We start from the raw sequence: 23881 nt of genomic DNA on the forward strand, positions 1-23881 counted from the left end.
ATCCCGAAGAGCGGGGCGAGCTGGCGCATGGTGAGGTTGGTGCGGTAGTAGACGGCCACCAGCAGCACCCGGTCGGCCAGCGGCAGGCACCACGGCCTGCCGCCACCGGGACCGTTCCCGCCCCGCTCCCGCACCACCTTCACCAGCTTCGCGAACCGGTCGATCCGCAAGCCCGTGAACGTCTCCACCCACAACGGCTCAACCCGCAACACCCCACCCATACACGGAAAATGCCCGGAACTCAGCCTTCTGCAACATCCTTTAGGGGGTGTTGGCCGGACGGCGGTCGGTCCGTGCCGGTCAGAATGCGCCGATGGACCAGAACACCCCGACCTCGTCCGCGCCGACGGCGATCACGCCCAGCTCGTCGAACAGGTCCAGGCCCTTGAAGTATTCGACGCTCAGGAACGGGTGGGCCGCGTGCCCGCCCAGCCCCGTCGCGAGGAAGTCCGGCGCCGGGTCCGAGGCGGCGGCCACCGCGTTCGTCCAGAACCGGGCCTCGGGGCCGTAGCGGGCGAGCAGGGTCCGGGCGTCCGCCGTCAGCGCGTCGAGGTCCGGCCGGTCGCGGACGGGACGGGGTTCGGTCATCCACTCCTCGGCCATGACGGTGAGCGCGGCGACCGCCGCGTCCGGCTCCAGCCGGTGGACCCGGTGAACGACCTCTGCCGCGGGAGGCGGAGCGAAGGGATGGGCCGGCCGGACGAGACCGGCGCCATGGTCGCCTGGGTCGGCGTCGATCCGCAGCCATCCTCGTGGATCGGGAACCTGCCGGTGCATCAGGGCGAACACGTCCCGGCCCCAGTCCTCGTGGCGGCGCGGACCCGTCGCCACGAAGACGTGGGGATCTTCGAACAGCCGCAGGGCCGCCGCGTTCCAGGGCGAACGGCGTCGGCGGAACTCCATCACGAGGTCGCCGGCGCCGCGGACGAAGCCGTCCGCCGGCTCCCGGCGCAACCGCGCCAGTCCCGCGAGCCCCCACCGCAGAAGCTCCGAGCCGCCGTCCGCCGCGGAGCCGGCCAGACTCTCCGGAACCGTCGGGAGCGGCTCTTCCTGCCCCCGCGCCCGTGCTTGCGCCGCGTACCAGAGCCTCTCCAGGTGCGCATCGAGGAGGTCGAGGGCGCTGCGGTCGTCGTCCGTGGCCATGACCTCACCCTAAGTCCGCGGCGGCGGCGGGAGTTCCGATGGCCGGCCGGGGGCATGTCGGCGGAGGTGTGGGGCCGCGCCCTGGGCCGCGCATGGGGTGGGAACGGCTGGCCGGGGTGGTCGTGGGCGTGGTGCTGCGCACCGTCGTGCCGCACTGGCCGGCGGACCCTGCCCGGTCCTTCCCCGCCGTGCCGGTCACCTGCTGCGCGGGCACGTACCTGATGGGCCGGCCCGGCGTGCCCAACCAACAGGTCCTCATCACGGCCCCCACGCTGTACGCGGCCGCCGTCCCCGGATACCCGCTGGCCCGCCTGGAGGAGAGCCTCGTCGGCATCGCCGTGGTCGTACTGCTCGGGCCGCTGCTGTGGCCGCCGGGCGGCCCGGCACCGCCGCCGCCCTCGACGACGGGCTGTGCGGCGAGGACTTCACCGCGGAGCCCGACCGGGCCCCGCGCCCTCGACACGGCCCACCGCGCGGCCCACCCCGTCAGGCACGACGCCGTACTGCGCGCAGGGCTCCACCTGACCCACGAGGCCCTGGCCGACCACGCCCCGCACGGCGGTACCGCCGCGGCCGGCGGGACACCACCGTCGGTGTGAACCGTACGAACGACCCCGACCGCCCGGCGGCGTCCCCGTGCCCAGGGCGGGCGGGCGGGATGCTGAGGCCCTGGCCGGAGTATGACCGGACTGTCACAGGATCGGGTTGCGGGAACGGACGGGGAACCTCGTACATCTAGCCGGTCAGCGGGGCCCCTGCGGAGGCCCCGCCTGACGGAATCGGCAAGAACCGGCCGGGTTGGCCGGGGGTGAGTGCAAGGCGGGGCAGGAATGAAGGCGGTAACGGTGGCGGGCGGTTCCCCGGACACTCCGAAGTCTGCGGAGACGGAGGGGACCGAGCTTGCGGGAACGCAGAGCACGCCTCCCGAAGCCGGCGGCCCGAACCCCCCGGAGCACCCGGAGCCCGAAACCCCGGCCGAACCGGCGGCGAGGGAGGAGCCGGAGCCCGAGCCGGAGCCCGACCCGGCCCCTGAGGCGGACGGCACCCGGGAGACCGGGCCCGAGGAGGGCATGCCGGCCGAACTGGTTGCCGCCGCGGACACCGGGACCGAGCTCGACGGAGCCACGGAGGCCGGGTCCGACGAGGACGCGCCGGCCGAACCCGCGGTGGTGACGGCAGCCGCGACGAACCCCGAGGCCGAGGCCGAGGCCGAAGCCGAAGCCGAGGCCGAAGCCGAAGCCGACGCCGCCCGGAAGACCGGCCTCCAGGGCACGCCCGTGTCGACGGCAGAAGCCGGGCGGGAGGCTGAAGCGGCCCCCGAGACGGGGGCCGAGAGCGCACCTGGGGCGGCGGCGGCCGAGAACGGCTCCGAGGCCGACGAGACCGTGCCCGAGGCCGAAGCACGGCCCGACGCGGAAGCCACGGGCGGAGCCGCAACCGAGCCGGACGCAGCGGTGACCGGCGGGGCCGAATCCGAGCCCGGGACCGCGGCCACGAGCGGGGACGTACCCTCGCCCGCGCCCGGAGCCACCGGCGCGGACGCGTCCGAGCGCGATGCCGGGGCAGCCGGCGGGAAGGTGTCCGACCCCCGGTCGGCGGGCACGGACCGGGCGGTGACCGAGTCCGGCGCGAAGGCCGGCGGCGCGGCCGAGCCCGAGCCCGAGCCCGAGCCCGAGGCGGGGGCGGGGGCGGGGGCCGACGGCGGGGACGAACGCGGGGCCGAGGCCGGCGGTGACGGCCGGGACGCGGAGGCGCCGGAGCAGGACGGCGGGGCTGCTGAGGAGTCCGCCGAGGCGGGTCCGGACGACGGCGAGGACGAGGGCGAGGGCGAGGACGCGGGCCCGCAGGACCGGCCGGTGCCGTCCTGGGCCCGGGACGAAGAGACCGACGCGGAGCGGACCAGCCAGTTCGTGGCCCTGAAGGATCTGGACGCCCCGCGGGAGAAGGCCCCTTGGCCGCGCGCCGTACCGCAGAACCGCACCCCGGGCCGGACTTCGGCCCCGCCGGTCACCCCGGACGCGCCCCCGGCCGCGGGCCGTACCCCGGCCCCGGCCCCGGCCCCGGCTCCGGCTCCGGCTCCGGCTCCGGCTCCGGACCAGGCTCCGCCCCGCCCCACGGGCCCCGCCCGGCCGGTGGACCCCGCCCGCACCCCGGCCGCTACCCCGGGCCGGACTTCGGCTCCTGCCCCAGGCCGTACCCCGGCCGCACCCGCCGGGGCCGCCCTGCCGCCCGGTGTCGTCGAGCCCACCCGTGAGGTGCCGGTTCCGCCGCGGCCCCCCATCGACCTGCTGGCCGAGCTCACCAACAACCCGCCCCCGCCCGAGACCCCGCGCCGCACCGCCGTGCGGCGCGTGAAGATCTGGACCCCGATACTCCTGCTCCTCGCCGGCGCGGCCATCGGCGGGCAGCTGCTGCGCCCGCTGCCAGCCCCCAAGATCGTCGCGGCCGAACAGACGCACACCCTCGACGGGCAGTTCTCCGTACCCTGGCCCGCCAAGGGCCAGGGCGCCGTACGCGTCCCCGGCTCCGGGGACATCGGCGCCTTCGGCGAGCAGAAGCCCGTCCCCACCGCCAGCGTCGCCAAGGTGATGACCGCCTACGTCATCCTCAAGAACCACCCGCTGCGCAAGGCCGAGGCCGGCCCCCAGATCGAGATCGACGCGAAGGCCGTCGCGGACGGCACCTCCGAGCACGAGTCCCGCATCGAGGGACTCGTCGCCGGTACCGAGTTCAGCCAGCAGGACATGCTGAAGATGCTCATGATCCCCTCGGGCAACAACGTGGCCCGGCTGCTGGCGCGCTGGGACACCGGCTCCGACTCCGAGGCCGCCTTCGTCGAGAAGATGAACGCCGCCGCCCGGGAACTCGGCATGCGGAACACCACGTACACCGACCCCAGCGGTCTGGACGCCGGGACCGTCAGCACGGCCGCCGATCAGCTGAAGCTGGCCGAGGCGGTGATGAAGGACGAGGCGTTCCGCGCGGTGGTCGCGCTGCCGAGCGCCGAGATCAAGGGGCTGTCCAAGACGCTCACGAACAACAACACCCTGCTGTCGGTCAACGGCCTGAGCGTGCGCGGCATCAAGACCGGTTCCAGCACTCCCGCGGGCGGCACCCTGATGTGGGCGGCGTACAAGTCGGTCGGCGACGAGACCCCGCTGATCCTCGGCACGCTCATGGACCAGCACGTGGACGGACCGGACCTCAACGCGGAGAACAGCCTGAAGCTGGTCCTGGCCAACAGCAGGAAGATCATCGAGGCGGTACGGCAGGCGCTGAACGCGGCGCCGGTCGTCCGCAAGGGCCAGACGGTCGGCCACGTGGACGACGGCCTCGGCGGCCGTACCCCGCTGGTGGCCACGAAGGACCTGAACGTGATCGGCGTACCGGGCCAGCAGCTGGAGCTCACCCTGAGCCCGGGCGCCTCCGGGACCCCGCACGCCGCGAAGGCGGGCACCGAGGTCGGCGTCCTCGCGGTCGGTACGGGGGAGGGCGCGAAGAGCGTCCCCGTGGCGCTCGGAACCAGCCTGGCCGAGCCGTCCTTCACCACCCGGGTCACCCGCCTGCGCTGACCCACGCGCCGGCCCACGTGCCGGCCTGCCCACGCGCCGACCCGCGGCGCCCCCGCGTGCACCGATGCCCGGTACGGACGACATCCCGTACCGGGCATCGGCGTACGCGCCCGACTCCCCCGGGGTGCGGGCGCCCGGTGGACAGGAGCGGGCAGCAGTGGACAGCCGCGGCCCCCGCCGGGCCTGGTGAGTGGACACCGACCGGTACGAACCTGTGGGCCATGGACGCCGCCGACCGGTCGGCACCCCCCACCCCCACCCGGAGGAACACCAGCCATGACGTCCCGCGCGATCCGCACCCTGTCCGTCCTGACCGCCGCGGCGGCCCTCTCCGCCACCGCGACGGCCACCGCCTCCGCCACTGCCGCCCACACCGCGCAGGACTCCGCCCGGCACGCGTCGCCGAGGATCGTCGCCGACTGGGCCCGTGCCTGGAACGGCACCGACCCCCGGGCACTCGGCGCCCTGTTCACCGCCGACGGCGTCTACGTCGACGAAGCCGTGGGCATCACCTTCCGCGGCCGGAAGGAGATCGCGGGGTGGAAGGCCCGGGCCGACAGCATGATCGACAACGTCCAGGTCAGCATCCGCGCCACCCGCGTCGACGGCGACCGCATCACCGTCCGTTCCGTCTACTCGGGCCACCTCAAGGGCGCGCCCAAGCCCTTCGCCGTGCCGATGACCACCCTGCTCGACCTCGACCCGAACCACTGCCGGATCGCCTCCGACCAGGACCGCTACAGCCTGGCCGCGGTCCTCGCCCAGTCCGGTCTCCCCGCCGACTGGACCCCGCCCACCGCCTGACCGGGCGCCGGGCCCATGGCGAGGCCTTCCGGCGGGCCGGGGCGACCCGGGCCCCGGGGCCGAGCTGCGAGAGTGGCTGCCATGGATCGTCTTCCCGCAGACCCGACCGTCCTCCACCCGCTCCCGGACCAGCCGCGCGTGGTGCTGCTGAAGCCGCTGGTGACCTCGCCGCTGATCGAGGTGGGGGAGTACTCGTACTACGACGACCCGGACGACCCGACCGCGTTCGAGACCCGCAACGTCCTCCACCACTACGGTCCGGAGAGGCTGGTCATCGGGAAGTTCTGCGCGCTGGGCACCGGCGTGCGGTTCATCATGAACGGGGCCAACCACCGCATGGACGGCCCTTCCACGTTCCCCTTCCCCATCATGGGCGGCTCCTGGGCAGAGCACTTCGACCTGCTCACCGGCCTGCCGGGCAAGGGGGACACCGTCGTCGGCAACGACGTCTGGTTCGGCCACGGCACCATGGTCATGCCCGGAGTGCGCATCGGCCACGGCGCGATCGTCGCCTCCGGTGCGGTCGTCGTCGACGACGTCCCCGATTACGGCGTCGTCGGCGGCAACCCGGCCCGGCTCATCCGTACCCGCTACGACGAGGACGACGTCGCGCGCCTGCTCGCCCTCGCCTGGTGGGACTGGCCCGCGGAACACCTCACCGCGCACGTCCGGACCCTCATGTCCGGCAGCATCGAGGACCTCGAAGAGGCCGCACCGCGCACCTGAGCCGAGTCCACGACGTCCGCATCAGTGCCCGGCAACCGATCGACGCGCCACGGGGAAATCGAAGTAGGTGTCGGGATACGCCTCGGGCTTGTACGTGAAGTGCCACCACTCCTCGGGCAGGTTGACGAAGCCCTGGCCGGCCAGGGTGCCCTTCAGGAACTGCCGGTTCGCCCTCTGCACCCCCTGGATCCGCGGGTCGTCGGTGTGCGCGAGGGTGTCGAAGCAGTCGAACCCGGTCCCCATGTCCACGGAGTCGTCGGGCCGCCTCTCGCCCTGGGGCGCGTAACAGGGAGGGACGGGTCGCGCCGATCCGCCCGCGGCCCCGGAGGACCCCAGCCTGACGATCGTCAGGTCCACCGTGCTGCCCCTGCTGTGGCCGGACTTCTCCGCGATGTAGCCGTCCGCGAACAGCCGGTCCTTGGCGACCCGCGGGTAGAACTCCGCCTTCATCCGCTCGTCGTCGAGGTCATTCGCCCACCGCACGAAGTGGTCGACGGCCCGCTGCGGCCGGTAGCAGTCGTACACCTTCAGCGAATAGCCCCGCGGCAGCAGCTCCGCCTGCGCCCGGTGCAGCGCCTCGGCGGCCGGCTCGGTGAGGATGCACAGGGGCTCGCGGTAGCCGTCGATGCGCCGCCCGATGAAATTGACCTTCGTGGCATAGCGCATGTCCTGAAGGATCGAAGGATCGACGGAGGACAGCGCGACGAAATCCGCCGGAGCCTTCGACGCCGGCGCGGCGTGTGCGACAGGGGTGAGGGACCCCAGGACCAGTAAGGCGGCGGCGGTGACGAGCGGGGGAGTTCGCATCTTCATGGCTTCCGTTCCGGTTTCCGGTTCGAGATCTGGATCGGCCCTACGCGTGACCGGTGCCCAGCACGTTGTCCACGTAGGCCGCGAGGGAGGACCGCAGGCCCTCCGGTGTCATCCTCTGCTCCTCGATCAGGTGGGTCACGAGGTCGGCGCGGATCGCGGCCAGCAGCGCGTGCGCGGTGAAGTCCGCGTCGCGGACGTTCGGCACCTGCTCCAGTTCCGCGCGCAGCGTCCCGTGCCACCAGCCGTAGTGCCCGGCCCGGTACGGGCTGCTGAGCCCGGCGTCCTCCGCGGCCACCATCAGATGGCGGTTCTCGACCTTGAACCGCAGCGAGGCGTCGAGGAGCTTCAGCACCCGCTCCCGGGGCGAGGACCCGGTCTCGTCCCGCGCCTCCCGCACGGCTCGGTCGAGGGGTTCGAGGCGGGAGGCGATCACGGCGCCGATGAGGCCGGCGCGGTCGCCGAAGCGGCGGAAGAGGGTGCCCTTGCCCACGCCCGCGGCCGCGGCGATGTCGTCCATCGAGACGCTGCGGGGGCTGTTGCTGGCGGCGAAAAGGGCGTCGGCGGCAGCCAGGACGGCTTCTCGGTTGCGCTGGGCGTCCGCGCGCTCTGGGCGCTGGGCCACAGGTCCTCCTCGGTCTCAGGCCCCTCCGGGCCCCGGGAATCATATGCGGCCGTGTCACACGGGCGGCGGCTCGACAGCGCTCGGAGCGGGCGGGCGGCGCGGCAGCAGCAGCGGGGTCGCCAGCAGCAGCACGCCGGCCAGGGCGATCGCCGGCCGCGGGCCGAGCAGCGTACCCAGCACCCCCCACACGGCGGTCAGCAGCGCGGTCGAGGCCTTGGTGGTCACCGCCCAGGCGGACAGCGTACGGGCGACCCGGTCGGCCGCCGTGAGCCGCAGTCGGCAGGTGGCCTGGACCGGGTTGAAGACCCCGCAGCAGAAGATCAGCCCGAGTTCGACGCCCATCACCAGCACCAGCCCCCCGGTCCCCGGCCCCACGAACGCCAGGCCCACGGGCCACAGCGCCCGCAGCGCACCGGCCCCGGCCAGCACCTCCCGCTGCCCGAACCGGGTCACCAGCGGCCCGGCGAGCCGCGAACCGAGCAGCCCGGCGATCGAGGGCACGGCGAAGGCGAGGCCGTACTGCCACGGCGCGAACCCGAGCCGGCCGAGCATCAGGACGGCCAAGAGCGGCTGGACGGCCATCACCAGGCCGTTGAACACGACGGTGTTGAAGAACAGGGGCCGCAGCACCGCGTCGGCCAGCACGTACCGCCAGCCGTCGAGCAGGTCCCCGGCCCGCATGCGCGCGCCGTCCCCCGGGCGCTCCCCGGGCCGCGGCTCGTGCCCGCCGATCGCGCGGATGCCCAGGGCCGAGAGCAGGTGGCTGACCGCGTCGGCCGCCACCGTCACCACCGGGCCGAGGAGCCCGATCGCGGCGCCGCCCAGCGGCGGGCCGATGATCGTGGTCGTCCAGGCCGTGGACTCGAACCGGGCGTTCGCAACGAGCAGGTCCCCGGCCGGCAGCAGCGTCTTCAGGTACGCGCCGGAGGCGGCGCGGAAGGTGATGTCGGCCGCCGCGACGACGACCGAGACCAGCAGGAGCTGAAGGAAGGTGAGCACGCCGAGCTCGAAGGCGGCGGGGACCGTCAGCAGCGCCGCGCACCGCAGAAGGTCCATCGCGATCAGCACCGGCCGCTTGCGGCGGAACTCCACCCACGGGCCGAGCGGCACCGCCACCGCGGCCCCCACCGCAGCCCCCACGGAGGCGAGCGCGGCCACCTCGGCCGGTCCGGCATCCAGTACCCGGATGGCGATCAGCGGCAGCGCGCCGAAGGCGAGCCAGGTGCCGAGCGCGCTGGTCCCGTAGGCCGCCCAGAGCCACCCGAACGCCCGCCCCAGTCGCTGCCCGCTCCCCACGCCCGCCGCCTTCCGCCACTCATCCGTACAACCGATCCGCGTACGGGGTCATCAAAGCGAGCGGCACGACCACGGATCAAACAACCGAGGGGCCATCACCCACAACCCGTGGTTGTACGCCTTAGAATCCAGGTGTGGACCTCGACGCCGTCCGGACCTTCGTCGCCGCCGCCGACACGGGCCGGTTCCAGGAGGCGGCCGCCGAGCTGGCGGTCACCCAGCAGGCCGTCTCCAAGCGCATCGCCGCACTGGAACGCAGCCTCGGCGTACGGCTGTTCACCCGAACCCCGCGCGGCGCCGAGCTCACCATCGACGGGCAGGCGTTCCTGCCCCACGCCCGTGAACTGCTGCGCGTCGCCGAGCGCGCGACCGCCTCCGTGCGCACCGGCCGCCGCCCGCTGCGCGTCGACATCATCGCCTCGCGCGGGGCGGCCTCGGGCCTGATGCGCGCCTTCCACCGGGCGCACCCGGACGTCGAGCTCGACGTGCTCATGCTGTTCGACATCGAGACGGCCGTCGCCGCCATCCGCTCCGGCGAGATCGACGCCTCCTTCCGCGCCGTCGCCGCGCCCGGCCGGCCCCTCCCCGAGGACATCGAGTCCGTACGGGTCCTCGACGAGCCGCTCCAGCTCCTCACCGGCCCCGCCCATGCCCTGGCGGGCGCCCGGTCGGTGCCCCTCGCCGAGCTCGCCGGGCACCGGATCTGGATGCCCGGCATCGTTCCCGGCACCGAGTGGGCCGCCTACTACGAGGACCTCGTCGCCGAGTTCGGCCTCACCATCGAGGCGACCGGCCCCAACTTCGGTTCCGACGCGCTCCTCGACACCGTCGCCGACACCCCGGCCCTGGCCACCTTCATGGGCGAACACACCCGCCTCGTCTGGCCCGCCGGCCACGGCCTGCGCCGCATCCCGGTGACCGGCCCGACGCCCGTGTACCCGCACTCACTCCTGTGGCACCGCGACAACCCCCACCCGGCGCTGTCCACCCTCCGTGCCCACCTGGCCGGCACGACAGCCGCCCCCGAAGCCGGCGGGACCTGGGCGCCGCACTGGGTGCGCCCGCGCTGACCCCGCCGGCGACCGCGTGCGGTCACCGCCTCCCGCTGCGCGTACGCAGCAGCGCGACCGCGCCGACCACCGCGAGGGCGCCCACGCCGAGCGCGGTGAGGGCGGTGAGCGCGGCGTGCGAGCCGGGCGCGCCGGGTGAGTCCGGCGCCCCGGGCGCACCGATCGAGCGGTACGGCCCGGCGGACATCAGGGACCACTTCCCCTGCACGGACAGCACGCTGCCGATGCTCTGGAGGGACCCGGACGACAGCAGCGACATGGAGGACCCGATCGAGCCGACGGACAGCGCGGACCCGATCGATCCGATGGACAGCGCGCTGCCCACCGACCCGATGGACAGTACGGACCCCACGGAGCCGATCGACAGGAAGGAGTCCCTCGACCACAAGGAGAGCGGGGAACTTCCGACCGTGCGGGAAGAGGAGTGCGTCATGGGCCCAGTCTGCCGGGAGAAGGCGCGGCCCACACCGCATCACGCCGCATCACGCCGCATCACACGGCCTCACATCGCCTCACGCGGAAGCGGGGCTGCGCGGGACGTCCTTGACGAACACGAGCCCGTCGCTGGCCGCCAGATGGGCCGGGTCGAACGGGGCGTAGCCGAACCAGGAGGAGACGCGGGGCGCGGGCGGCGCGGCGCCGAGGGCGGTGGCGAGCCGCGCGGTGTCGATGAGGCAGCGGTCCTCCGGGAGCGGGTACAGCAGCCCTTCGAGGGTGTCCGCGGACGGGACGTCCACCCCTTGGTGCCGGATCGTGCCGAGGGCCGTGGCCACGAAGGCGTACTCCTCGCCGAGCTCGGCGCTCACCAGCGCACCGGCGCTCCACCACTCCACCGGCCCCTGCCACATCTGCATCGAGCTCTTCTCCCGCTGGAGGTGGGAGTTGTGGGCGTGGACGAGCGCCGGCCCCCGGCCGGCGAGGGCGAGCAGATTGCGGGCCATCATCAGATCCCGCGACATGCACAGCCGCGTCATACGGGCCGGTGAGGGGTCGGCCATCCCGTGGTGGTAGCGCAGCAGGCCGGTCGCGGTGCGTCCGTACAGGCGCGCCCGGTCCAGGTCCTCCCGCGAGGTCTCCGTGATCAGGTACGGAGCCTGCGCATCGAGCAGCGCCACCAGATCGTCGGCGAGCGGCCGCAGCTCGCGGGCCCCGGCCGAGCGCCCCGCTGAGCGCGCCGGGTCCATCATGGCGCCGGGATCGGTCCACCGGTCGTCGGTGCCGAGCAGGCTGTCGAGCGCTTCCGCGGTGCAGGGGAGCAGGTCCGCGTCCACTCGGGCCGCCAGGTAGCCGTGGAGCGCGGTGAGGGCCTGCCGGGGGCTCGCAGCGTGGGTGATCTCCAGCGGGCCGTCGAAGCCGGCGAAGCGGACCCGCTCGGCGGCCGGCCGGCCTTCGTTGTGGGCGCGCATCCAGCGCACGAGCTCGCGGTTGGCGGCGCAGGCGCCCCAGCCGTGGCTGAAGCCGTGCTCCATGACCTCGTCGAGCGTGCCCGTCCCCGAGACGACGTGGTCGTCCACCAGCAGGCCCGCCATGCAGTCGGTTTCGAGGGCGATCGTCCGGTATCCCTCCTGCTCGACGAGCTGTCGGAAGAGCTCGTTGCGCAGGTCGAGCAGGGCGTCCTCGCCGTGGGTGGGCTCGCCGAGCGCGAGCAGCCGGGGCCGGGCCGGGAGCAGTCCCATGACGGCGGCAGCCTCGAAGGGACGGACGCCGTCCTTGATGTCAGTAGCCATGCCTTCAACGGTATCTTGGAACCTCCGGTTGAAACTTCGTCGCGATACCGTCGGCCTCATGGGCCAAAACCTTCAAAACCCCCAAGACCATGAAAGCCGTCGGACCACCCTGCGAACCCCGCGAACCCCGCGCGGCGGCGAACGGCTCAGGCCGGTGGATCTGGCGCGCGAGCACGGTCTGTCCACACAGGCGGTCAGGAACTACGAGGAGGCGGGCATCCTCCCGGCCGCCGCCCGCACGCCCCACGGCTACCGCACCTACACCCCGCTGCACGCGGCGGCCCTGCGCGCGTTCCTCGCCCTGGCGCCCGCCCACGGCCACCGGACGGCGACGGCGATCATGTGCGCCGTGAACCGGGACGCCGTCGACGAGGCGTTCCGCCTCATCGACGAGAGCCACGCCCAGCTCCTCGACGACCGGCGGACCCTTCAGGCCGTGGAGCGGGCCCTGCGCGACCTGGATCCCCACGTCACCGCTTCCGGGCGAACTGCGGCGGACGGGCCCGGCAGCGCGTTCATCGGACCGCTGGCGCAGACGCTCGGAATCAAGCCCGCGACGCTGCGCAAATGGGAGCGCGCCGGGCTGGTCCAACCGCGCCGCGACCCGCTGACGGGGTACCGCGTCTACGACGAGGCCGACGTCCGGGACGCCCGGCTCACCCACCAACTCAGGCGGGGCGGCTACCTGTTGGAGCAGATCGCCCCGCTCATCGCCCAGGTCCGGGAGGCCGGCGGGCCGGAGCCGCTGGAAGCCGCCCTGGGCGACTGGCGCGCCCGTCTGTCCGCCCGCGGCCGGGCGATGCTGAGCGGCGCCGCGGAGCTGGAGGCGTATCTCGGCGACTGACCGGTGGCTGAGCGGCGACCGGCCGGCGACGGACCGGCGACGGACCGGCGACTGAGCGCCGACTGAGCGGGGGTCGGCCCATTCACCGACAACTCGTCTCGTCTTGACAAATTTTTTTGTCGGTTGGATCCTGGAACGGTGCTGGACGTAGCCGTCATCGAAGAACCCGCCGCGGCCGAGGCCTCCCTGGACCCCATGAGGTCCCGGATCCTCGCCGCCCTCGCCGAGCCCGGATCGGCCGCCATGCTGGCCGTCCGCCTGGGACTGCCCAGGCAGAAGGTCAACTACCACCTCAAGGAGCTGGAGCGCCACGGGCTGGTGGAGCTCGCCGAGGAGAGGCGCAAGGGCAACGTCACCGAGCGGATCTACACCGCCACCGCCGCCTCCTACGTCATCTCCCCCCGGGCTCTGGCCGCCGTCAGCCCGGACCCCTCCCGCTCCCCGGACCAGCTCTCGGCCCACTGGCTGCTGGCCCTGGGCTCCCGGCTGGTGCAGGAGGTCGGTGCCCTGGTGACCGGCGCGACCCGGGCCCGCCGACGGGTCGCCACCTTCGCGATCGACGCGGAGGTGCGGTTCGCCTCCGCGGCCGACCGGATGGCGTTCGCCGACGAGCTGACCCGGGCCGTGACGGCCCTCGTCAGCCGCTACCACGACGAGGACGCCCCGCAGGGGCGCACGCACCGGGTGATCGTCGGCCTCCACCAGATCCCCGGCTCGCCGCCCGGCACTCCCGGCGGCACCTCAGCCGAACCCGAACCCGAACCCGATCCCGAACCCGAACCCGAGCCCGGACCCGAGCCCGAACTTGGACCCGGACCCGGACCCGGACGCGGTCCCGAAGCAGGACAGGAGAACGCGCGATGACCCACCCGTTCGAGATCGAGCAGGAGGCGATCCTGCCGGCGAGCCCCGAACAGGTCTGGGAGGCGATCGCCACCGGACCGGGGATCGATTCGTGGTTCATGGGCCGCAACGAGCTGGAGCCGCGCGTGGGCGGCACCGCCGCCATGGAAACCGGCGGCAACCGGCAGGAAGCGCGGATCACCGCCTACGAGCCCGGCAAGCGCCTCGCCTCGCGCACCGACACCGCCGACGACGGCCGCTTCATGGCCTTCGAGTACTTGATCGAGGGTCGCGAGGGCGGCAGCACCGTCCTGCGCGTGGTCCACAGCGGCATGCTCGGCGACGACTGGCAGGACGAGTACGACGCCCTGCGCCGCGGCTGGCCCTTCCACCTCCACACGCTCCGGGAGTACTTGACCCACTTCCCGGGACGCACCGGCGCCCCGGTCTTCGCCCTCGCCCCCACGGGCGAGCGGTCCGCGGCGCAGGTCCGCGCGGCCCTCGTCGGCGCGCTGTCGCTGCCGGGCCCGGTCGTCGTGGGCGCGCGGGCGCACACCGAGCCGGCCGGGCTGCCTGCGTTCGACGGCGAAGTGACCTGGGCGGACGAGGAACGCTTCGAGGTCCGTACCGCCGACGGCCTCCACACCTTCCACCACGGCCCCGGCGTCGCGCTGATGTTCCACCACCTCTTCGGCCGGAACACGGACGGAGCCGAAGCCGCCTGGCAGCAGTGGCTGACCGGCCTCTTCTCCTGATCTTTCAGACCTTCAGCACCTCCGCCACCTTCAGCACCTTCAGCACCTTCAGCACCCTAGGCATCGTCATCACCTTCGTCCGAGCCGACGAAGCCGCCATAGAAGAGGAACTCCCATGCGCACCCTGATCAGTACGGCGTTCATCTCCCTCGACGGCGTCGTCGAGGCCCCCGGGGGCGAGCCCGGCTACCGCAACTCCGGCTGGACCTTCAAGGACGTCGACTTCGTACCCGAGGCGTTCGAGATCAAGGGGCGGGAACAGGAGGAGTCCACCGCCATGCTCCTGGGCCGCACCAGCTACGAGGCCTTCAGCCCCGTGTGGCCGGACATGGCCGAGTTCGCGCACTACAAGACCGTGCCGAAGTACGTCGTCTCCACCACCCTCACCGACGACCGGCTCGTTCCCGGCTGGGGCGAGACGAGCATCCTGCGCTCCCTCGACGAGGTCGCCGCCCTCAAGGAGACCGACGGCGGCCCGATCATCGTCCACGGCAGCGCCCGGCTGAACCGCGACCTCTCGGACGCGGGCCTGATCGACCGCTACCACCTGCTGGTCTTCCCGCTGTTGCTCGGCGCCGGCAAGCGCCTGTTCAGCACGACGGACAAGGACACCCAGAAGCTGAAGCTGGTCGAGTACGAGGCCTACTCCAACGGCCTCCAGAAGCAGGTCTTCGACGTCGTCCGCTGACCACACCCCTCCGGCCAGTTGCATTTGATTCCCAATTGCATACAAAAGGCATTAAGGCCGCCAGGTAGACGACACCGGATCGAATGAAGCTCCACCCGCCGGGCCCCGGGGAGCGGCGAGACGGGGGAGCGATGAGCGCATGACCGTCACCGCAAACATCGACAGCAGCCGCCCCGTCGCGACGCTGATCAACGTGTTCACCGTCCCGCCCGAGCGCCAGCAGGAACTGATCGACCTGCTCACGCAGGCCACCGAGACGACCATGAAGCACCAGCCGGGCTTCATCTGCGCCAACTTCCACGCCAGCCGGGACGGGCAGCGCGTCATCAACTACGCGCAGTGGGAGAGCGAGGAGCACTACTGGGCCATGCGGGCCGACCCCGGGGCCCGGGTCCACATGGACCAGGCCGCCACCATCGCCACCGACGTCGAGCCGCGCCTGTTCACCGTGGTCTCCCACCACCCCCGGCCCTAGGTCGTGTCGTCAAAGTCTCGTCTGGTCGGCGCGCGGCCGGCCCTACAGCACCACGATCCCCAGGGGCCGCTCGCCCGCCGGGAGGCGGCGCGTCGTACCGCTCGGCAGGTCCACGACGGTGATCCCGTCCCAGTGCCCGTCCCGGGTGAAGCCGCCCGTGACGTACGCGGTGCGGCCGTCCGCGGTGACCGCTACGTCCTCGTGCGGGCCCTCCAGGGGGACCGTGCGCTCCGCGCCGCCGGGGGAGCGGACCGTCAGCGAGGCCGCGTCCCGGTCCTCCGCCGCGCCGACCACCAGCAGCGTGCCGTCGGGGGCGAGCGCGGCGCCGTGCTGGTGGATGTCCGCGGTCATCGGCTCGACGGTGACCCGCCCCGTACCGGGGTCCAGCACCGCCAGCTTCTCGCCCTCGAACGGCAGCAACAGCCGCCCGTCGGAGGGCCTCACCACCGCGTAGTGCGGCTTCAGCCAGGAGCCGAGGCCCCGCTCACCGTACGGCGCGACCACCAGCCGCCGGGCCGCGAGCGTGTCGGCGCGCACCGCCGTCACGTCGTAGGAATCGTGCCCGGTCGCGTACACCTCACTGCCGTCCGCCGCGACGTCCACGTCGAAGGGGCGCCGGCCGACGGGCACGGTGGCGGTCACCGCACGGGTCGCCGTGTCGATGACCTCCAACACGCCCGGTGCGCCGGGCACGTTGACCCCCACGTACAGCCGCTTCCCGTCGGGGGCGAGTGCGAGGCCCATCCCGCCGCCCCGGTACTCGCCGGTGGTCACGGACCCGGTGCGGGTGCGGTACGGGATGCGGCCCAGGCCGGTGCGGGTGGCGGTGTCCACCACCGCGACCCCCTCGGCCGTCGCGACCCAGGCCCGCCCGTCCGCGCCGAGCGCCAGCCCGTACGGGGCGGTCCCCACCTCGACCGATCCGACCGGGCCGCGCGCGGGGTCCACGAAAGTCACGGTCGAACCGCCGAAGTCGGCGACCAGGAGCGTGCCGTGCGCCGTGGGCACGGCCGCGGCGGCCGCAGGCCCGGAGGGGGCGCCCGTACGATCGCCTGCGCCGGCACCGGGTGCGCCGCCGCCCCCGCCGCCCCCGCCCGCCGCGCACCCGGCCAGCAGAGCCGCCCCGGCCAGGCCCAGCGCCGCCCGCCGCGCCCCGGGCCGCCTCGCCCGCCGCACCCTCACCGCAGCAGCTCTGCGAGCTCGGCGTACCCGCGCCGCTCCGCGTGCGCGAGGGCCGTCACGCCGTCGCCGTCCGCCAGCTCCCGGTCCGCCCCGGCCGCGAGCAGCAGCCGTACGATCTCCTGGTGGGCCGGCCCGCCGTCGCCGAGGATCACGGCCTCCAGCAGGGCGGTCCAGCCGAGCCGGTTGACGTGGTCGACCTCGATGTCCGTGACCGCCAGCACCTCCCGTACGTACGCGACGTGCCCGCGCTCGCTCGCCGGAATGTGCGACACGCCGCCGAACCGGTTGGTGCGCCGCAGGTCCGGGCCCGCGGGGAGCAGTGCGCGCAGCATCGCCACGCTGCCCGTCACACCGGTGACCAGCCAGGCGCTGTCCTGGCGGGCGTCCTGGGCGTCGACGTCGGCGCCCGCCGCCACGAGCACCCGGGCCGCCTCCACCCGGTTGGCGAGGGAGGCGAGCAGCAGCGGCGTGCGCAGCTCCTCGTCGCGCACCTCGACGTCCGCACCACCGTCGAGCGCCGCCCGTACGGCAACGGCGTCCCCGGCCCGCGCGGCGTCCAGCAGCTCACGATCGACGGCCTTCATCCCGTACCCCTCATCCGCTCCGCGGCCTCGCGGCCACCTGTCCTGTCCTGTCCTGTCCTGCCCCCGATCCTCCCCCCGCCTTCAAGGCCGCCCCGCCCCCGGACCGGCTCCCGCTCGTCATCCGATCGGCTGATGCGCGAGGAGCAGGGACGGGTACGGTGTCAGCGGCCCCCGGCCCCCGGCCCCCGCCCTCCCGCTTCGCCGGCCCCCCGGTCCCGCGATGCGCAGGTTCGATCCTGATCAGGACGCGGCGCAGCGGGCGAAGCCCCGTGTGAACACGCCCGGCGGGCACGGAAGTTACCGTCCTCGCATGGAACGAACCGACATACTCGGCAAGCTCGTCACGAACGGGACGGTCACCACCCCCGAGGCTCTCACCGAACTCGCGAGCGAGTTCGACATACCGGCGGCCGACCTGCTCGTCATCGCGGGGCACCCGGTGCCGGCGGATCTCCTGCCCCCCGAGCGCAATGGCGGGCTCGCGAAGGAGTTCGCCCACCGCGTCAGCCACTGCGACCACGCACAACTCGCCGAGCTGGAGCGGTTCGTACGTTCACGGCCGCGGCTCAAGGCTTCGCGGCCCTTCGTGCAGCCGACCTCGCCGTACGTCACGCCCGCCGAAAGCGGCCTCGGCGCGGTGCTGAACGGACTGATCCGCAACCGCGGATTCGGCGTCCGGGAACTGCCCTTCGTGGCACTGTCCCGCAGCACCCTGCACCGCATGGTGGAGGACTGGGGGCCGAGTCCGCATCGGCGGCACCAGGTCTGCGCGATGGCCGGCGTGCTGGGGTGGCGGCTTTCCGATCTGTTCGCCGTCTTCGGCGAGCCGTACTCACCGGACTTCCGTCCGACGGTGCTCTGCCGGCACGCCGGGCGGGTGTTCGAGGCTGCCGTGCCCCTGTCCGAAGCCCAGGTGGCCGAGTGCGCACGGGAGGCTGAGCGGCTGAGCGCGCGTGTGAGCCGCGGCGCCTGGCGGCCCGTCTCGCAAGGCTTCGTCGAGGAGTGTCCGGACTTCTCCTGACGGCGCGGGCGGACAGGCGCAGGACTGCGTCCGCGCGTCCGCGCGTCCGCGCGGTCCGCGGCGGGGGTGTGCGCCGGGCGTGTGTCGGCTTCCTCGCGCCCGGCGCGCACCACTGCCCGGCCCCGGACACCGCCCCGGACCCCGGCGTCACGGGCCCGCGACGTCAAGGCCGATTGTCACTCTATTCCCGCCTAGGGATGGCTTGCGTAGGTTCATCGATCTTCGCGTGCTTATGCTTCACGCGCTATGACGGAAAGTCAGAACTCCCGCGCCCCAAGGGAATCAGCCGACGTGATCGTCCTCGGTGCCGGTCCGGCCGGGCTCGTTCTCGCGAACCTGCTGCACGCAGCCGGGATCGACTGCGTCCTCCTCGAACGCGCCTCCCGCACCCACGTCCAGACCCGGGCCCGCGCCGGGTTCCTCGCGCCGAACACGGGGCGGATCCTGGACCGCCACGGCCTCGCCGGGGGACTGCACCGCCACGGCACCCGCCACGGCACCTGCGAGTTCCGCACGCGGGACGGCCGGTTCCGGCTCGACTACGGCGCCCTCGGCCAGGGCGGCCAGGGCGGCCAGGGCGGCCAGGGCGGCCAGGACGGACAGGGCGGGCAGCACCACGTCTACCCGCAGCAGAACCTGGTCACCGACCTCCTGACCCAGTACCTCGACCGCGGCGGCCGCATCCGCTTCCACACCGAGGCCCTCGCGGTGGGCGACGCCGACGGCACCGGGCCGTACGTCACGACGCGCGAACCCGACGGCCGGCCCACCCGCTGGAACGCCCGCTACGTCGCCGGCTGCGACGGGCGCCACGGCGCGGCCCGCCGCTCCCTGCCGCCGGGTGCCGTCCGCCACCACCACGACCACGGCGTGACCTGGCTCGGCCTGCTCGCCGAGGCCCCGCCGAGCCTCGACGCCGTGGGCTACGCCGTCCACGACCGGGGCTTCGCCGGACACATGGCCCGTACCCCGGAGGTCACCCGCTACTACCTCCAGTGGCAGCGCGGCGTCCCGGCCGATGCCTGGTCCGAGCAACGCATCTGGGACGAGCTGGACCTGCGGATGCGAGCCGCGGACCACGGCCCGCTGAACCGGGGCCCCCTCCTGGAACGCGGGATCTTCGACCTGACCTGCGACGTGGTCGAACCGCTGCGCAACGGCTCGCTCTTCCTGGCGGGCGACGCGGCGAGCCTGCTCGCCCCGGCCGCCGCGAAGGGCGCCAACCTCGCCGTCCTGGAGGCCGAGATCCTGGCGGCAGCCCTGACCGATGCCCTGACCCGGGGCGACACCGCGGGACTCGACGGGTACTCCGAGCAGTGCCTGGCGCACATCTGGCGGGCGCAGGAGTTCACCGGGTGGATGACCCGGCTGCTGCACGCGGCCCCCGACGGGGAGCAGGGCGCCGGACCGTCCTTCGACGCCGCCCTGCGGCGCTCCCGGCTCGCTTCGCTGCGTACCTCGCGCGTCCACCGGGAGTGGTTCGCCGAGAACTACGTCGGCGTGTGACGGCCGCCGCGCCCCGTACGCGTACCGCTCGCCCGCTCGCCCCCGTTCCGCTCGCCGCCGGGACTTCCGGCCGCCCGCCACACCCCGCTTCGCCCCGCCTCCACCCCGCTTCTCCCTGCCCTGCCCTGCCCTGCCCTGCCCCGCCCCGTACCGGCCCGAGGAAACCCCCACGATGACGACGACGCTCCCCGACGAAACGATGCTCCTGGACGACACGGCCCGCCTGCGCGCGGCAGCCGAGTTCGTCCGCGAGCACGACAGCGCCGCCCTGCTGCCCCTCCTCCTGCCCGGACTCGGCGGACCGGACCTGCGGGCGCTCGCCGGGCACTGCCGGTTCGCCCACGCGGGGCTGCTGCTCTTCCCGCCGGACGCGGACGGCCTGCGGGCCCAGCTCGCCGACTGCGGGCTGGCCCCGGACACCCCCTCCCACCCCAGCGTGGTGGTCCGCGAACGCCTCGCCCGACGCCACCGGCGCGACCCGGCCGAGCTCGACGTACGGATCCTGCGCCCCCAGGTGCACGGCTGCGCGGGCGAGCGCCGCGCCGTCGAGGTGTTCGCCCTGACCGTGCCCCCGCACTCCGGCCTGGAGCGGATCGCCGCCTACGAACGCACCCGCCGGCACGAGGCACACCTCGCCTTCGAGATCGAGCACTCGGACCCGCTCGCCCTGCGCGGCCTGTGCGCGATCCTCGTCCGCCACGGTGCGCGCCCCGACGGCGGCGGCTACAACCCGCACGAGGACGGCACCGTCCTGTACTTCACCACCCCCGCCGATCCGGCCTGCGGCTACCAGCGCCTGGAGCTCTACGCCCGGGGCGACCACCGGGCCGCCCTCGCCGCGCACCTGGACCACCCCGTCAGCAGTGCGCGACCGTCCGCCGAAACGCTCCTTCAGCTCCTCACCGGCGCGTGGACGACACAGGCGCTCGCCGTGTTCGCCCGGCTGGGCCTGCCCGACGCCATGGACACCCGTACCGCGCACAGCGCCGAGGACCTCGCCCTGCTGACCGGTACCCATCCCCGCGGCCTCGCCACGCTCCTGCGCTACCTGGCCATGGTCGGCGCCGTCACCCCCGCCCCGGAGCAGGAGCAGGAAGGATTCCGCCTGACCGAACTCGGCGCCCTGCTCCGCGCGGACGCGCCCGGTTCGATGCGGCCGCTGGCCCTCATGTACGGAGGCCCCTTCTACTGCTCCTTCGGCGAACTCGACCACGCCGTACGGACCGGACAGCCGGCTTTCGACCGCCTCTTCGGCGAGAACCACTTCGACCACTTCGCCCGCGACCCCGAACTGGCCGCCCTCTTCGACCGGTCGATGGCCGCGAGTTCACGGATGTTCCAGCCGCTCCCCGACCACCCGGTCGTCACGGCCGCGGCCGAGGCACCCGGGTCCGCGACCGTCGTCGACGTCGCCGGAGGGAACGGGGAACTCCTCGGCCGCATCCTCACCGCGCACCCGCGCCTGCGCGGCGTCCTGCTCGAACGCCCGCACGCCGTCGAGGCCGCCCGCCACCTGCTCGACGCCGCGGGCTGCGGTGCGCGCTGCGACTACCGGGCCGGTGATTTCGCCGACGTGCCGCCCGGCGGCGACGTCTACGTCCTCTCCCGCGTCCTGCACGACTGGGACGACGACCGCTGCCGGGAGATCCTGCGCCACCTCGCCGGCGCCATGCCCGCCCACGCGGACCTGCTGATCGTGGAACGCCTGCTGCCCGCCGACGGTTCCCCCTCGCTGGCCACCGCCTGGGACCTGCACATGCTGTGCAACGTCGGAGGCCGCGAACGCCGCGCCGACCACTACGCACGCCTGCTCGCCGACGCCGGCCTGCAACTCGTCGGCCACAGCCCCCTGCCCCTGGACGCGCACGTGCTGCACGCCCGCAGGGCGTCCGTCCCGGACCCCACCGCCCGGCGGAGCTGAACCGGGACGCGTCGCGGACGGTGACCCGGCCGGGCAGGACCCGCCGTGCCGGGTGACCGTCACCGCGGCCCGCCCGGGGCGGCCCGACCGCTGCGTGACGGGGTCATTCGCCCTGGCCGGCGCTTCCGATCGGGCCGACCTTGACCGGGGAGGCGCCGCCCTCGGTGACGGGCAGCGTGGCGGCGCCCGGCCACGCCAGGGTGACCGACTTCGTCTCGTCCGGCGGGGTCACCACGAGTCCCGTGATGCGCACGCCGGAGCCGCCCGACGTGTTGAGCGGGTAGTTGATGCCGAAGGACACCGACTTCCCGGGCTTCAGGACGCCCGGGCCGGACTGCTCACCGCTGCGCTTCGCGGACAGCGACCCCGAGCTGGTCTTCAGGTCGACGCCCGCGTATCCGGAGATCGCGCAGTCCCGGCTGCCGCGGTTCTTCAGCGTCACCGCGACGGTTCCTTCGCCGTCGCCGTCGATGGTGCCGTCCATGGCCGTGATCGTCAGATCGTCGGTCCGGCACTTGCCGGACTTGCCGCTCCCGCCGGAACCGGCCCCGGCGGCGGCGCCCTGCCCGGCCGCCGTGCCCTGACCGGCCGTGCCCTTCCCGGCGGAGTCCTTCCCGCCCCCCTGGTCCGGACTCCCCGAGCCCGCACCGCCGTTCGGGGCGGACGGGGCGGGCGGGGTGGCCGCGGACGACGGGCCGCTCTGCCCCGTGCCGTCGTCGCCGTTCTGGCAGGCCGTGAGCGAGAGGCCGGCGGCAACGGCCAGGGCCGCGAAGGTGAGCTTGTGAACGCGCATCGTCTCTACCTCGGTATCAGTCGGGGGCGCAGCCCGCTCGGTGGGAGTCGACACGTGTCGGTACGAGCGGGCGTTTCCAAGCACCAGGACCCGTCGGCCCGGCGAACCGTTCCGCCCAACCGCCTCCTAATACATTCCTGTTACACAGACAGGACTTCGTCCGGGCCGCCGAGGCGCGGCGCGGCGTCCGTGATCCTCCGGCGCATCGGCCGCCTTCGCAGCGCGTCGAGGGCCTCGCCGACGAGCCGGCTCAACGGGAACGAGAGCTCCGCCTCAAGCTGCGTGGCCGCCGCCGTGGTGGCGGCCCATTCGGCGTCCAGCATCGGCAGCAGCGACTCGGCCTTCGGCGTCAGACGGACGATGCGCTGACGGGCGTCCGCACCGGGAGCGAAGCCGACGAGGGCCTCCTCGGCCATCTGGGCCACCGTCTGGCTCGCCGCGGAATGGGTCACGCCGGTGGCCCGGGCCAGATCCCGGATGGAACTCGGGCCCGAGGCGGCCAGGGCGCGGACGACCGGGGCGAAGCGGGGCCGGAACCCGGTCAGCCCCAAGTCCGCGTAGACGGACGCGACGTCACCGTCCAACAGCTCCAGCAGATGGCGCAGCCGGGTACCCAGCAGTTCGGACCGGGGGCGGGACCGGGGGCGGGACCGGGGCCCGGAGGAACGTCGGGCCACCCCGGCGCGCGCCGGTACTTCGATCCGGACCGTTACCGCGTCGTCCTGTTCGACCAGCGCGGCTGCGGTCGCAGCACGCCCCACGCGGGCGCCTCCCCGGCCGCCACGCGGCACAACACCACCTGGCACCTCATCGCCGACATGGAACGGCTGCGCCGGCACCCGGGCATCGACCGCTGGCTGCTGTACGGGGGCTCCTGGGGCTCCACCCTCGTCCTGGCCTAGGCCGAGCAGCACCCCCGAGAGGTCTCGGAGATCGTCATCTCCGGCGTCACCACCACCCGGCGTTCGGAGATCGACTGGCTCTACCGCGGCGTCGGCCGGTTCTTCCCCGAGCAGTGGGAACGCTTCCTCGCGGGTGCCCCCGGCATCCCGCGCGACGGCGACGTCGTCGGGGCCTACGCCCGCCTGACGGAGCACCCGGACGCCGCCGTACGGGAGAAGGCGACGGCCGACTGGTGCGCCTGGGAGGACGCGGTCCTGTCCGGCGAGACGAAGGGCGCCTCCGCTCCGTACGGGGACCGCCCGCCCGCCGCCCGGCTCGCACTCGTGCGGATCTGCGCCCACTACTTCTCCCACGGCGCGTGGTTGGAGGAGGGCGCGCTCCTGCGCGACGCCGGGCGGCTGGCCGGCATTCCGGGGGTTCTGGTGCACGGCCGGCTCGACATGGCCGGGCCCCTCGACACCGCCTGGGCACTCGCCCGCGCCTGGCCCGGCGCCGAGCTCGTCGTCGTCGAAGACGCGGGCCATCTGGGCGGCGCCACGACGCGCGACCACGTACGCGCGGCCCTCGACCGCCACGCGGCCACTGCCTGAACC

Annotated in this window: 24 protein-coding genes and 1 pseudogene; 14 read left to right on the forward strand and 11 right to left on the reverse strand. The window is 73.9% G+C overall.

Translation table 11 applies throughout. The features are described 5' to 3' along the window. Together AB0M92_RS27305 and AB0M92_RS27310 are read right to left on the reverse strand one after the other, a co-directional pair. Positions 1–221, reverse strand: a 221-nt coding sequence (locus AB0M92_RS27305; protein WP_366104948.1) for a transposase family protein, incomplete at its 3' end; no start/stop codon positions are given. Between the two features lie 79 nt (positions 222–300). Continuing rightward, positions 301–1143, reverse strand: a complete 843-nt coding sequence (locus AB0M92_RS27310) for a hypothetical protein (RefSeq protein ID WP_366104949.1) — start codon at positions 1141–1143, stop codon at positions 301–303. Between the two features lie 92 nt (positions 1144–1235). On the opposite strand from AB0M92_RS27310, the gene AB0M92_RS27315 reads away from it, so the two are divergent. The 4 genes from AB0M92_RS27315 (at position 1236) to AB0M92_RS27330 (ending at position 6245) form a co-directional block, all read left to right on the forward strand. Further along, a complete protein-coding gene (locus AB0M92_RS27315; RefSeq protein ID WP_366104950.1) occupies positions 1236–1742 on the forward strand; it encodes a hypothetical protein in 507 nt (168 codons plus the stop codon). Between the two features lie 231 nt (positions 1743–1973). Beyond that, positions 1974–4715, forward strand: coding sequence for a serine hydrolase (locus AB0M92_RS27320; RefSeq protein WP_366104951.1), 2742 nt, complete (start codon positions 1974–1976; stop codon positions 4713–4715). A 276-nt stretch (positions 4716–4991) separates the two neighbouring features. Further along, positions 4992–5519 carry a nuclear transport factor 2 family protein gene (locus AB0M92_RS27325; protein WP_366104952.1) on the forward strand — a complete coding sequence of 176 codons (528 nt, stop codon included), beginning with the start codon at positions 4992–4994 and terminating at the stop codon, positions 5517–5519. Between the two features lie 81 nt (positions 5520–5600). Next, a complete protein-coding gene (locus AB0M92_RS27330) occupies positions 5601–6245 on the forward strand; it encodes a CatB-related O-acetyltransferase (RefSeq protein ID WP_366104953.1) in 645 nt (214 codons plus the stop codon). 21 nt (positions 6246–6266) lie between these two features. On the opposite strand, the gene AB0M92_RS27335 is transcribed toward AB0M92_RS27330, so the two are convergent. Genes AB0M92_RS27335 through AB0M92_RS27345 form a run of 3 tightly spaced genes read right to left on the reverse strand, consistent with a single transcriptional unit; the run spans position 6267 to position 8976 of the window. Next, positions 6267–7058, reverse strand: coding sequence for a M15 family metallopeptidase (locus tag AB0M92_RS27335; RefSeq protein WP_366104954.1), 792 nt, complete (start codon positions 7056–7058; stop codon positions 6267–6269). 40 nt (positions 7059–7098) lie between these two features. Continuing rightward, entirely contained in the window at positions 7099–7680 is a 582-nt protein-coding gene (locus tag AB0M92_RS27340) for a TetR/AcrR family transcriptional regulator (RefSeq protein ID WP_366104955.1), read from the reverse strand. A 54-nt stretch (positions 7681–7734) separates the two neighbouring features. Beyond that, positions 7735–8976 (reverse strand): MFS transporter, encoded by a 1242-nt coding sequence (locus tag AB0M92_RS27345; RefSeq protein WP_366104956.1) that lies wholly within the window; start codon positions 8974–8976, stop codon positions 7735–7737. A gap of 134 nt (positions 8977–9110) precedes the next feature. On the opposite strand from AB0M92_RS27345, the gene AB0M92_RS27350 reads away from it, so the two are divergent. Then, the gene (locus AB0M92_RS27350; protein ID WP_366104957.1) at positions 9111–10046 is read left to right on the forward strand and encodes a LysR family transcriptional regulator; all 936 of its coding nucleotides are present in this window, start codon (positions 9111–9113) and stop codon (positions 10044–10046) included. A 22-nt stretch (positions 10047–10068) separates the two neighbouring features. On the opposite strand, the gene AB0M92_RS27355 is transcribed toward AB0M92_RS27350, so the two are convergent. Both AB0M92_RS27355 and AB0M92_RS27360 read right to left on the reverse strand, forming a co-directional pair. Beyond that, positions 10069–10479, reverse strand: coding sequence for a hypothetical protein (locus AB0M92_RS27355; RefSeq protein WP_366104958.1), 411 nt, complete (start codon positions 10477–10479; stop codon positions 10069–10071). A gap of 79 nt (positions 10480–10558) precedes the next feature. Further along, positions 10559–11773 (reverse strand): erythromycin esterase family protein, encoded by a 1215-nt coding sequence (locus AB0M92_RS27360; RefSeq protein ID WP_366104959.1) that lies wholly within the window; start codon positions 11771–11773, stop codon positions 10559–10561. A 154-nt stretch (positions 11774–11927) separates the two neighbouring features. Between AB0M92_RS27360 and AB0M92_RS27365 the strand changes: the two genes are divergently transcribed. The 5 genes from AB0M92_RS27365 to AB0M92_RS27385 all read left to right on the forward strand — a co-directional run bounded on the left by AB0M92_RS27365 (position 11928) and on the right by AB0M92_RS27385 (position 15378). Beyond that, a complete protein-coding gene (locus AB0M92_RS27365; protein WP_366104960.1) occupies positions 11928–12617 on the forward strand; it encodes a TioE family transcriptional regulator in 690 nt (229 codons plus the stop codon). A gap of 138 nt (positions 12618–12755) precedes the next feature. Beyond that, the gene (locus AB0M92_RS27370) at positions 12756–13481 is read left to right on the forward strand and encodes a helix-turn-helix domain-containing protein (protein WP_366104961.1); all 726 of its coding nucleotides are present in this window, start codon (positions 12756–12758) and stop codon (positions 13479–13481) included. Then, positions 13478–14215 carry an SRPBCC domain-containing protein gene (locus AB0M92_RS27375; RefSeq protein WP_366104962.1) on the forward strand — a complete coding sequence of 246 codons (738 nt, stop codon included), beginning with the start codon at positions 13478–13480 and terminating at the stop codon, positions 14213–14215. Before AB0M92_RS27370 ends, AB0M92_RS27375 begins: the two co-directional genes overlap by 4 nt. Before the next feature lie 115 nt (positions 14216–14330). Next, positions 14331–14903, forward strand: coding sequence for a dihydrofolate reductase family protein (locus tag AB0M92_RS27380; RefSeq protein ID WP_366104963.1), 573 nt, complete (start codon positions 14331–14333; stop codon positions 14901–14903). A 139-nt stretch (positions 14904–15042) separates the two neighbouring features. Then, positions 15043–15378, forward strand: a complete 336-nt coding sequence (locus AB0M92_RS27385) for an antibiotic biosynthesis monooxygenase family protein (protein WP_366104964.1) — start codon at positions 15043–15045, stop codon at positions 15376–15378. A 42-nt stretch (positions 15379–15420) separates the two neighbouring features. Here AB0M92_RS27385 and AB0M92_RS27390 read toward each other — a convergent pair whose 3' ends face one another. Then, the gene (locus AB0M92_RS27390; protein WP_366104965.1) at positions 15421–16560 is read right to left on the reverse strand and encodes a hypothetical protein; all 1140 of its coding nucleotides are present in this window, start codon (positions 16558–16560) and stop codon (positions 15421–15423) included. Next, a complete protein-coding gene (locus AB0M92_RS27395) occupies positions 16557–17144 on the reverse strand; it encodes an ankyrin repeat domain-containing protein (protein WP_366104966.1) in 588 nt (195 codons plus the stop codon). The genes AB0M92_RS27390 and AB0M92_RS27395 overlap by 4 nt, the downstream gene beginning before the upstream one ends. Before the next feature lie 310 nt (positions 17145–17454). Here AB0M92_RS27395 and AB0M92_RS27400 point away from each other — a divergent pair, with 310 nt between their 5' ends. From AB0M92_RS27400 to AB0M92_RS27410, 3 genes are all read left to right on the forward strand, one after another. Continuing rightward, positions 17455–18165 carry a hypothetical protein gene (locus AB0M92_RS27400; RefSeq protein ID WP_366104967.1) on the forward strand — a complete coding sequence of 237 codons (711 nt, stop codon included), beginning with the start codon at positions 17455–17457 and terminating at the stop codon, positions 18163–18165. 291 nt (positions 18166–18456) lie between these two features. Beyond that, a complete protein-coding gene (locus tag AB0M92_RS27405) occupies positions 18457–19671 on the forward strand; it encodes a 4-hydroxybenzoate 3-monooxygenase (RefSeq protein ID WP_366104968.1) in 1215 nt (404 codons plus the stop codon). 172 nt (positions 19672–19843) lie between these two features. Then, positions 19844–21592, forward strand: a complete 1749-nt coding sequence (locus AB0M92_RS27410) for a methyltransferase (protein WP_366104969.1) — start codon at positions 19844–19846, stop codon at positions 21590–21592. Positions 21593–21695: 103 nt separating this feature from the next. Here the strand turns inward: AB0M92_RS27410 and AB0M92_RS27415 are convergent, their stop codons facing one another. Further along, complete coding sequence (locus AB0M92_RS27415; RefSeq protein ID WP_366104970.1) at positions 21696–22385, reverse strand: DUF4232 domain-containing protein; 690 nt, start codon at positions 22383–22385, stop codon at positions 21696–21698. Positions 22386–22525: 140 nt separating this feature from the next. Next, positions 22526–22969 (reverse strand): MarR family transcriptional regulator, encoded by a 444-nt coding sequence (locus AB0M92_RS27420; RefSeq protein ID WP_366104971.1) that lies wholly within the window; start codon positions 22967–22969, stop codon positions 22526–22528. Between the two features lie 93 nt (positions 22970–23062). On the opposite strand from AB0M92_RS27420, the pseudogene AB0M92_RS27425 reads away from it, so the two are divergent. After that, positions 23063–23878 (forward strand): annotated as a pseudogene (locus AB0M92_RS27425) (alpha/beta fold hydrolase); the annotation flags it as partial. Positions 23879–23881 lie beyond the last annotated feature (3 nt).

The organism is Streptomyces sp. NPDC051582 (assembly GCF_040681715.1).
Classification (GTDB): Bacteria; Actinomycetota; Actinomycetes; order Streptomycetales; family Streptomycetaceae; genus Streptomyces.

Excerpts from the sequence above, each read along its gene's own strand:
- AB0M92_RS27315 (WP_366104950.1), top strand. The coding sequence starts at position 1,236 with ATGGGGTGGGAACGGCTGGCCGGGGTGGTCGTGGGCGTGGTGCTGCGC.
- AB0M92_RS27385 (WP_366104964.1), top strand. The coding sequence starts at position 15,043 with ATGACCGTCACCGCAAACATCGACAGCAGCCGCCCCGTCGCGACGCTG.
- AB0M92_RS27395 (WP_366104966.1), bottom strand. The coding sequence starts at position 17,144 with ATGAAGGCCGTCGATCGTGAGCTGCTGGACGCCGCGCGGGCCGGGGAC.
- AB0M92_RS27375 (WP_366104962.1), top strand. The coding sequence starts at position 13,478 with ATGACCCACCCGTTCGAGATCGAGCAGGAGGCGATCCTGCCGGCGAGC.
- AB0M92_RS27355 (WP_366104958.1), bottom strand. The coding sequence starts at position 10,479 with ATGACGCACTCCTCTTCCCGCACGGTCGGAAGTTCCCCGCTCTCCTTG.
- AB0M92_RS27360 (WP_366104959.1), bottom strand. The coding sequence starts at position 11,773 with ATGGCTACTGACATCAAGGACGGCGTCCGTCCCTTCGAGGCTGCCGCC.
- AB0M92_RS27415 (WP_366104970.1), bottom strand. The coding sequence starts at position 22,385 with ATGCGCGTTCACAAGCTCACCTTCGCGGCCCTGGCCGTTGCCGCCGGC.
- AB0M92_RS27330 (WP_366104953.1), top strand. The coding sequence starts at position 5,601 with ATGGATCGTCTTCCCGCAGACCCGACCGTCCTCCACCCGCTCCCGGAC.
- AB0M92_RS27400 (WP_366104967.1), top strand. The coding sequence starts at position 17,455 with ATGGAACGAACCGACATACTCGGCAAGCTCGTCACGAACGGGACGGTC.
- AB0M92_RS27380 (WP_366104963.1), top strand. The coding sequence starts at position 14,331 with ATGCGCACCCTGATCAGTACGGCGTTCATCTCCCTCGACGGCGTCGTC.
- AB0M92_RS27325 (WP_366104952.1), top strand. The coding sequence starts at position 4,992 with ATGACGTCCCGCGCGATCCGCACCCTGTCCGTCCTGACCGCCGCGGCG.
- AB0M92_RS27335 (WP_366104954.1), bottom strand. The coding sequence starts at position 7,058 with ATGAAGATGCGAACTCCCCCGCTCGTCACCGCCGCCGCCTTACTGGTC.
- AB0M92_RS27320 (WP_366104951.1), top strand. The coding sequence starts at position 1,974 with ATGAAGGCGGTAACGGTGGCGGGCGGTTCCCCGGACACTCCGAAGTCT.
- AB0M92_RS27310 (WP_366104949.1), bottom strand. The coding sequence starts at position 1,143 with ATGGCCACGGACGACGACCGCAGCGCCCTCGACCTCCTCGATGCGCAC.
- AB0M92_RS27410 (WP_366104969.1), top strand. The coding sequence starts at position 19,844 with ATGACGACGACGCTCCCCGACGAAACGATGCTCCTGGACGACACGGCC.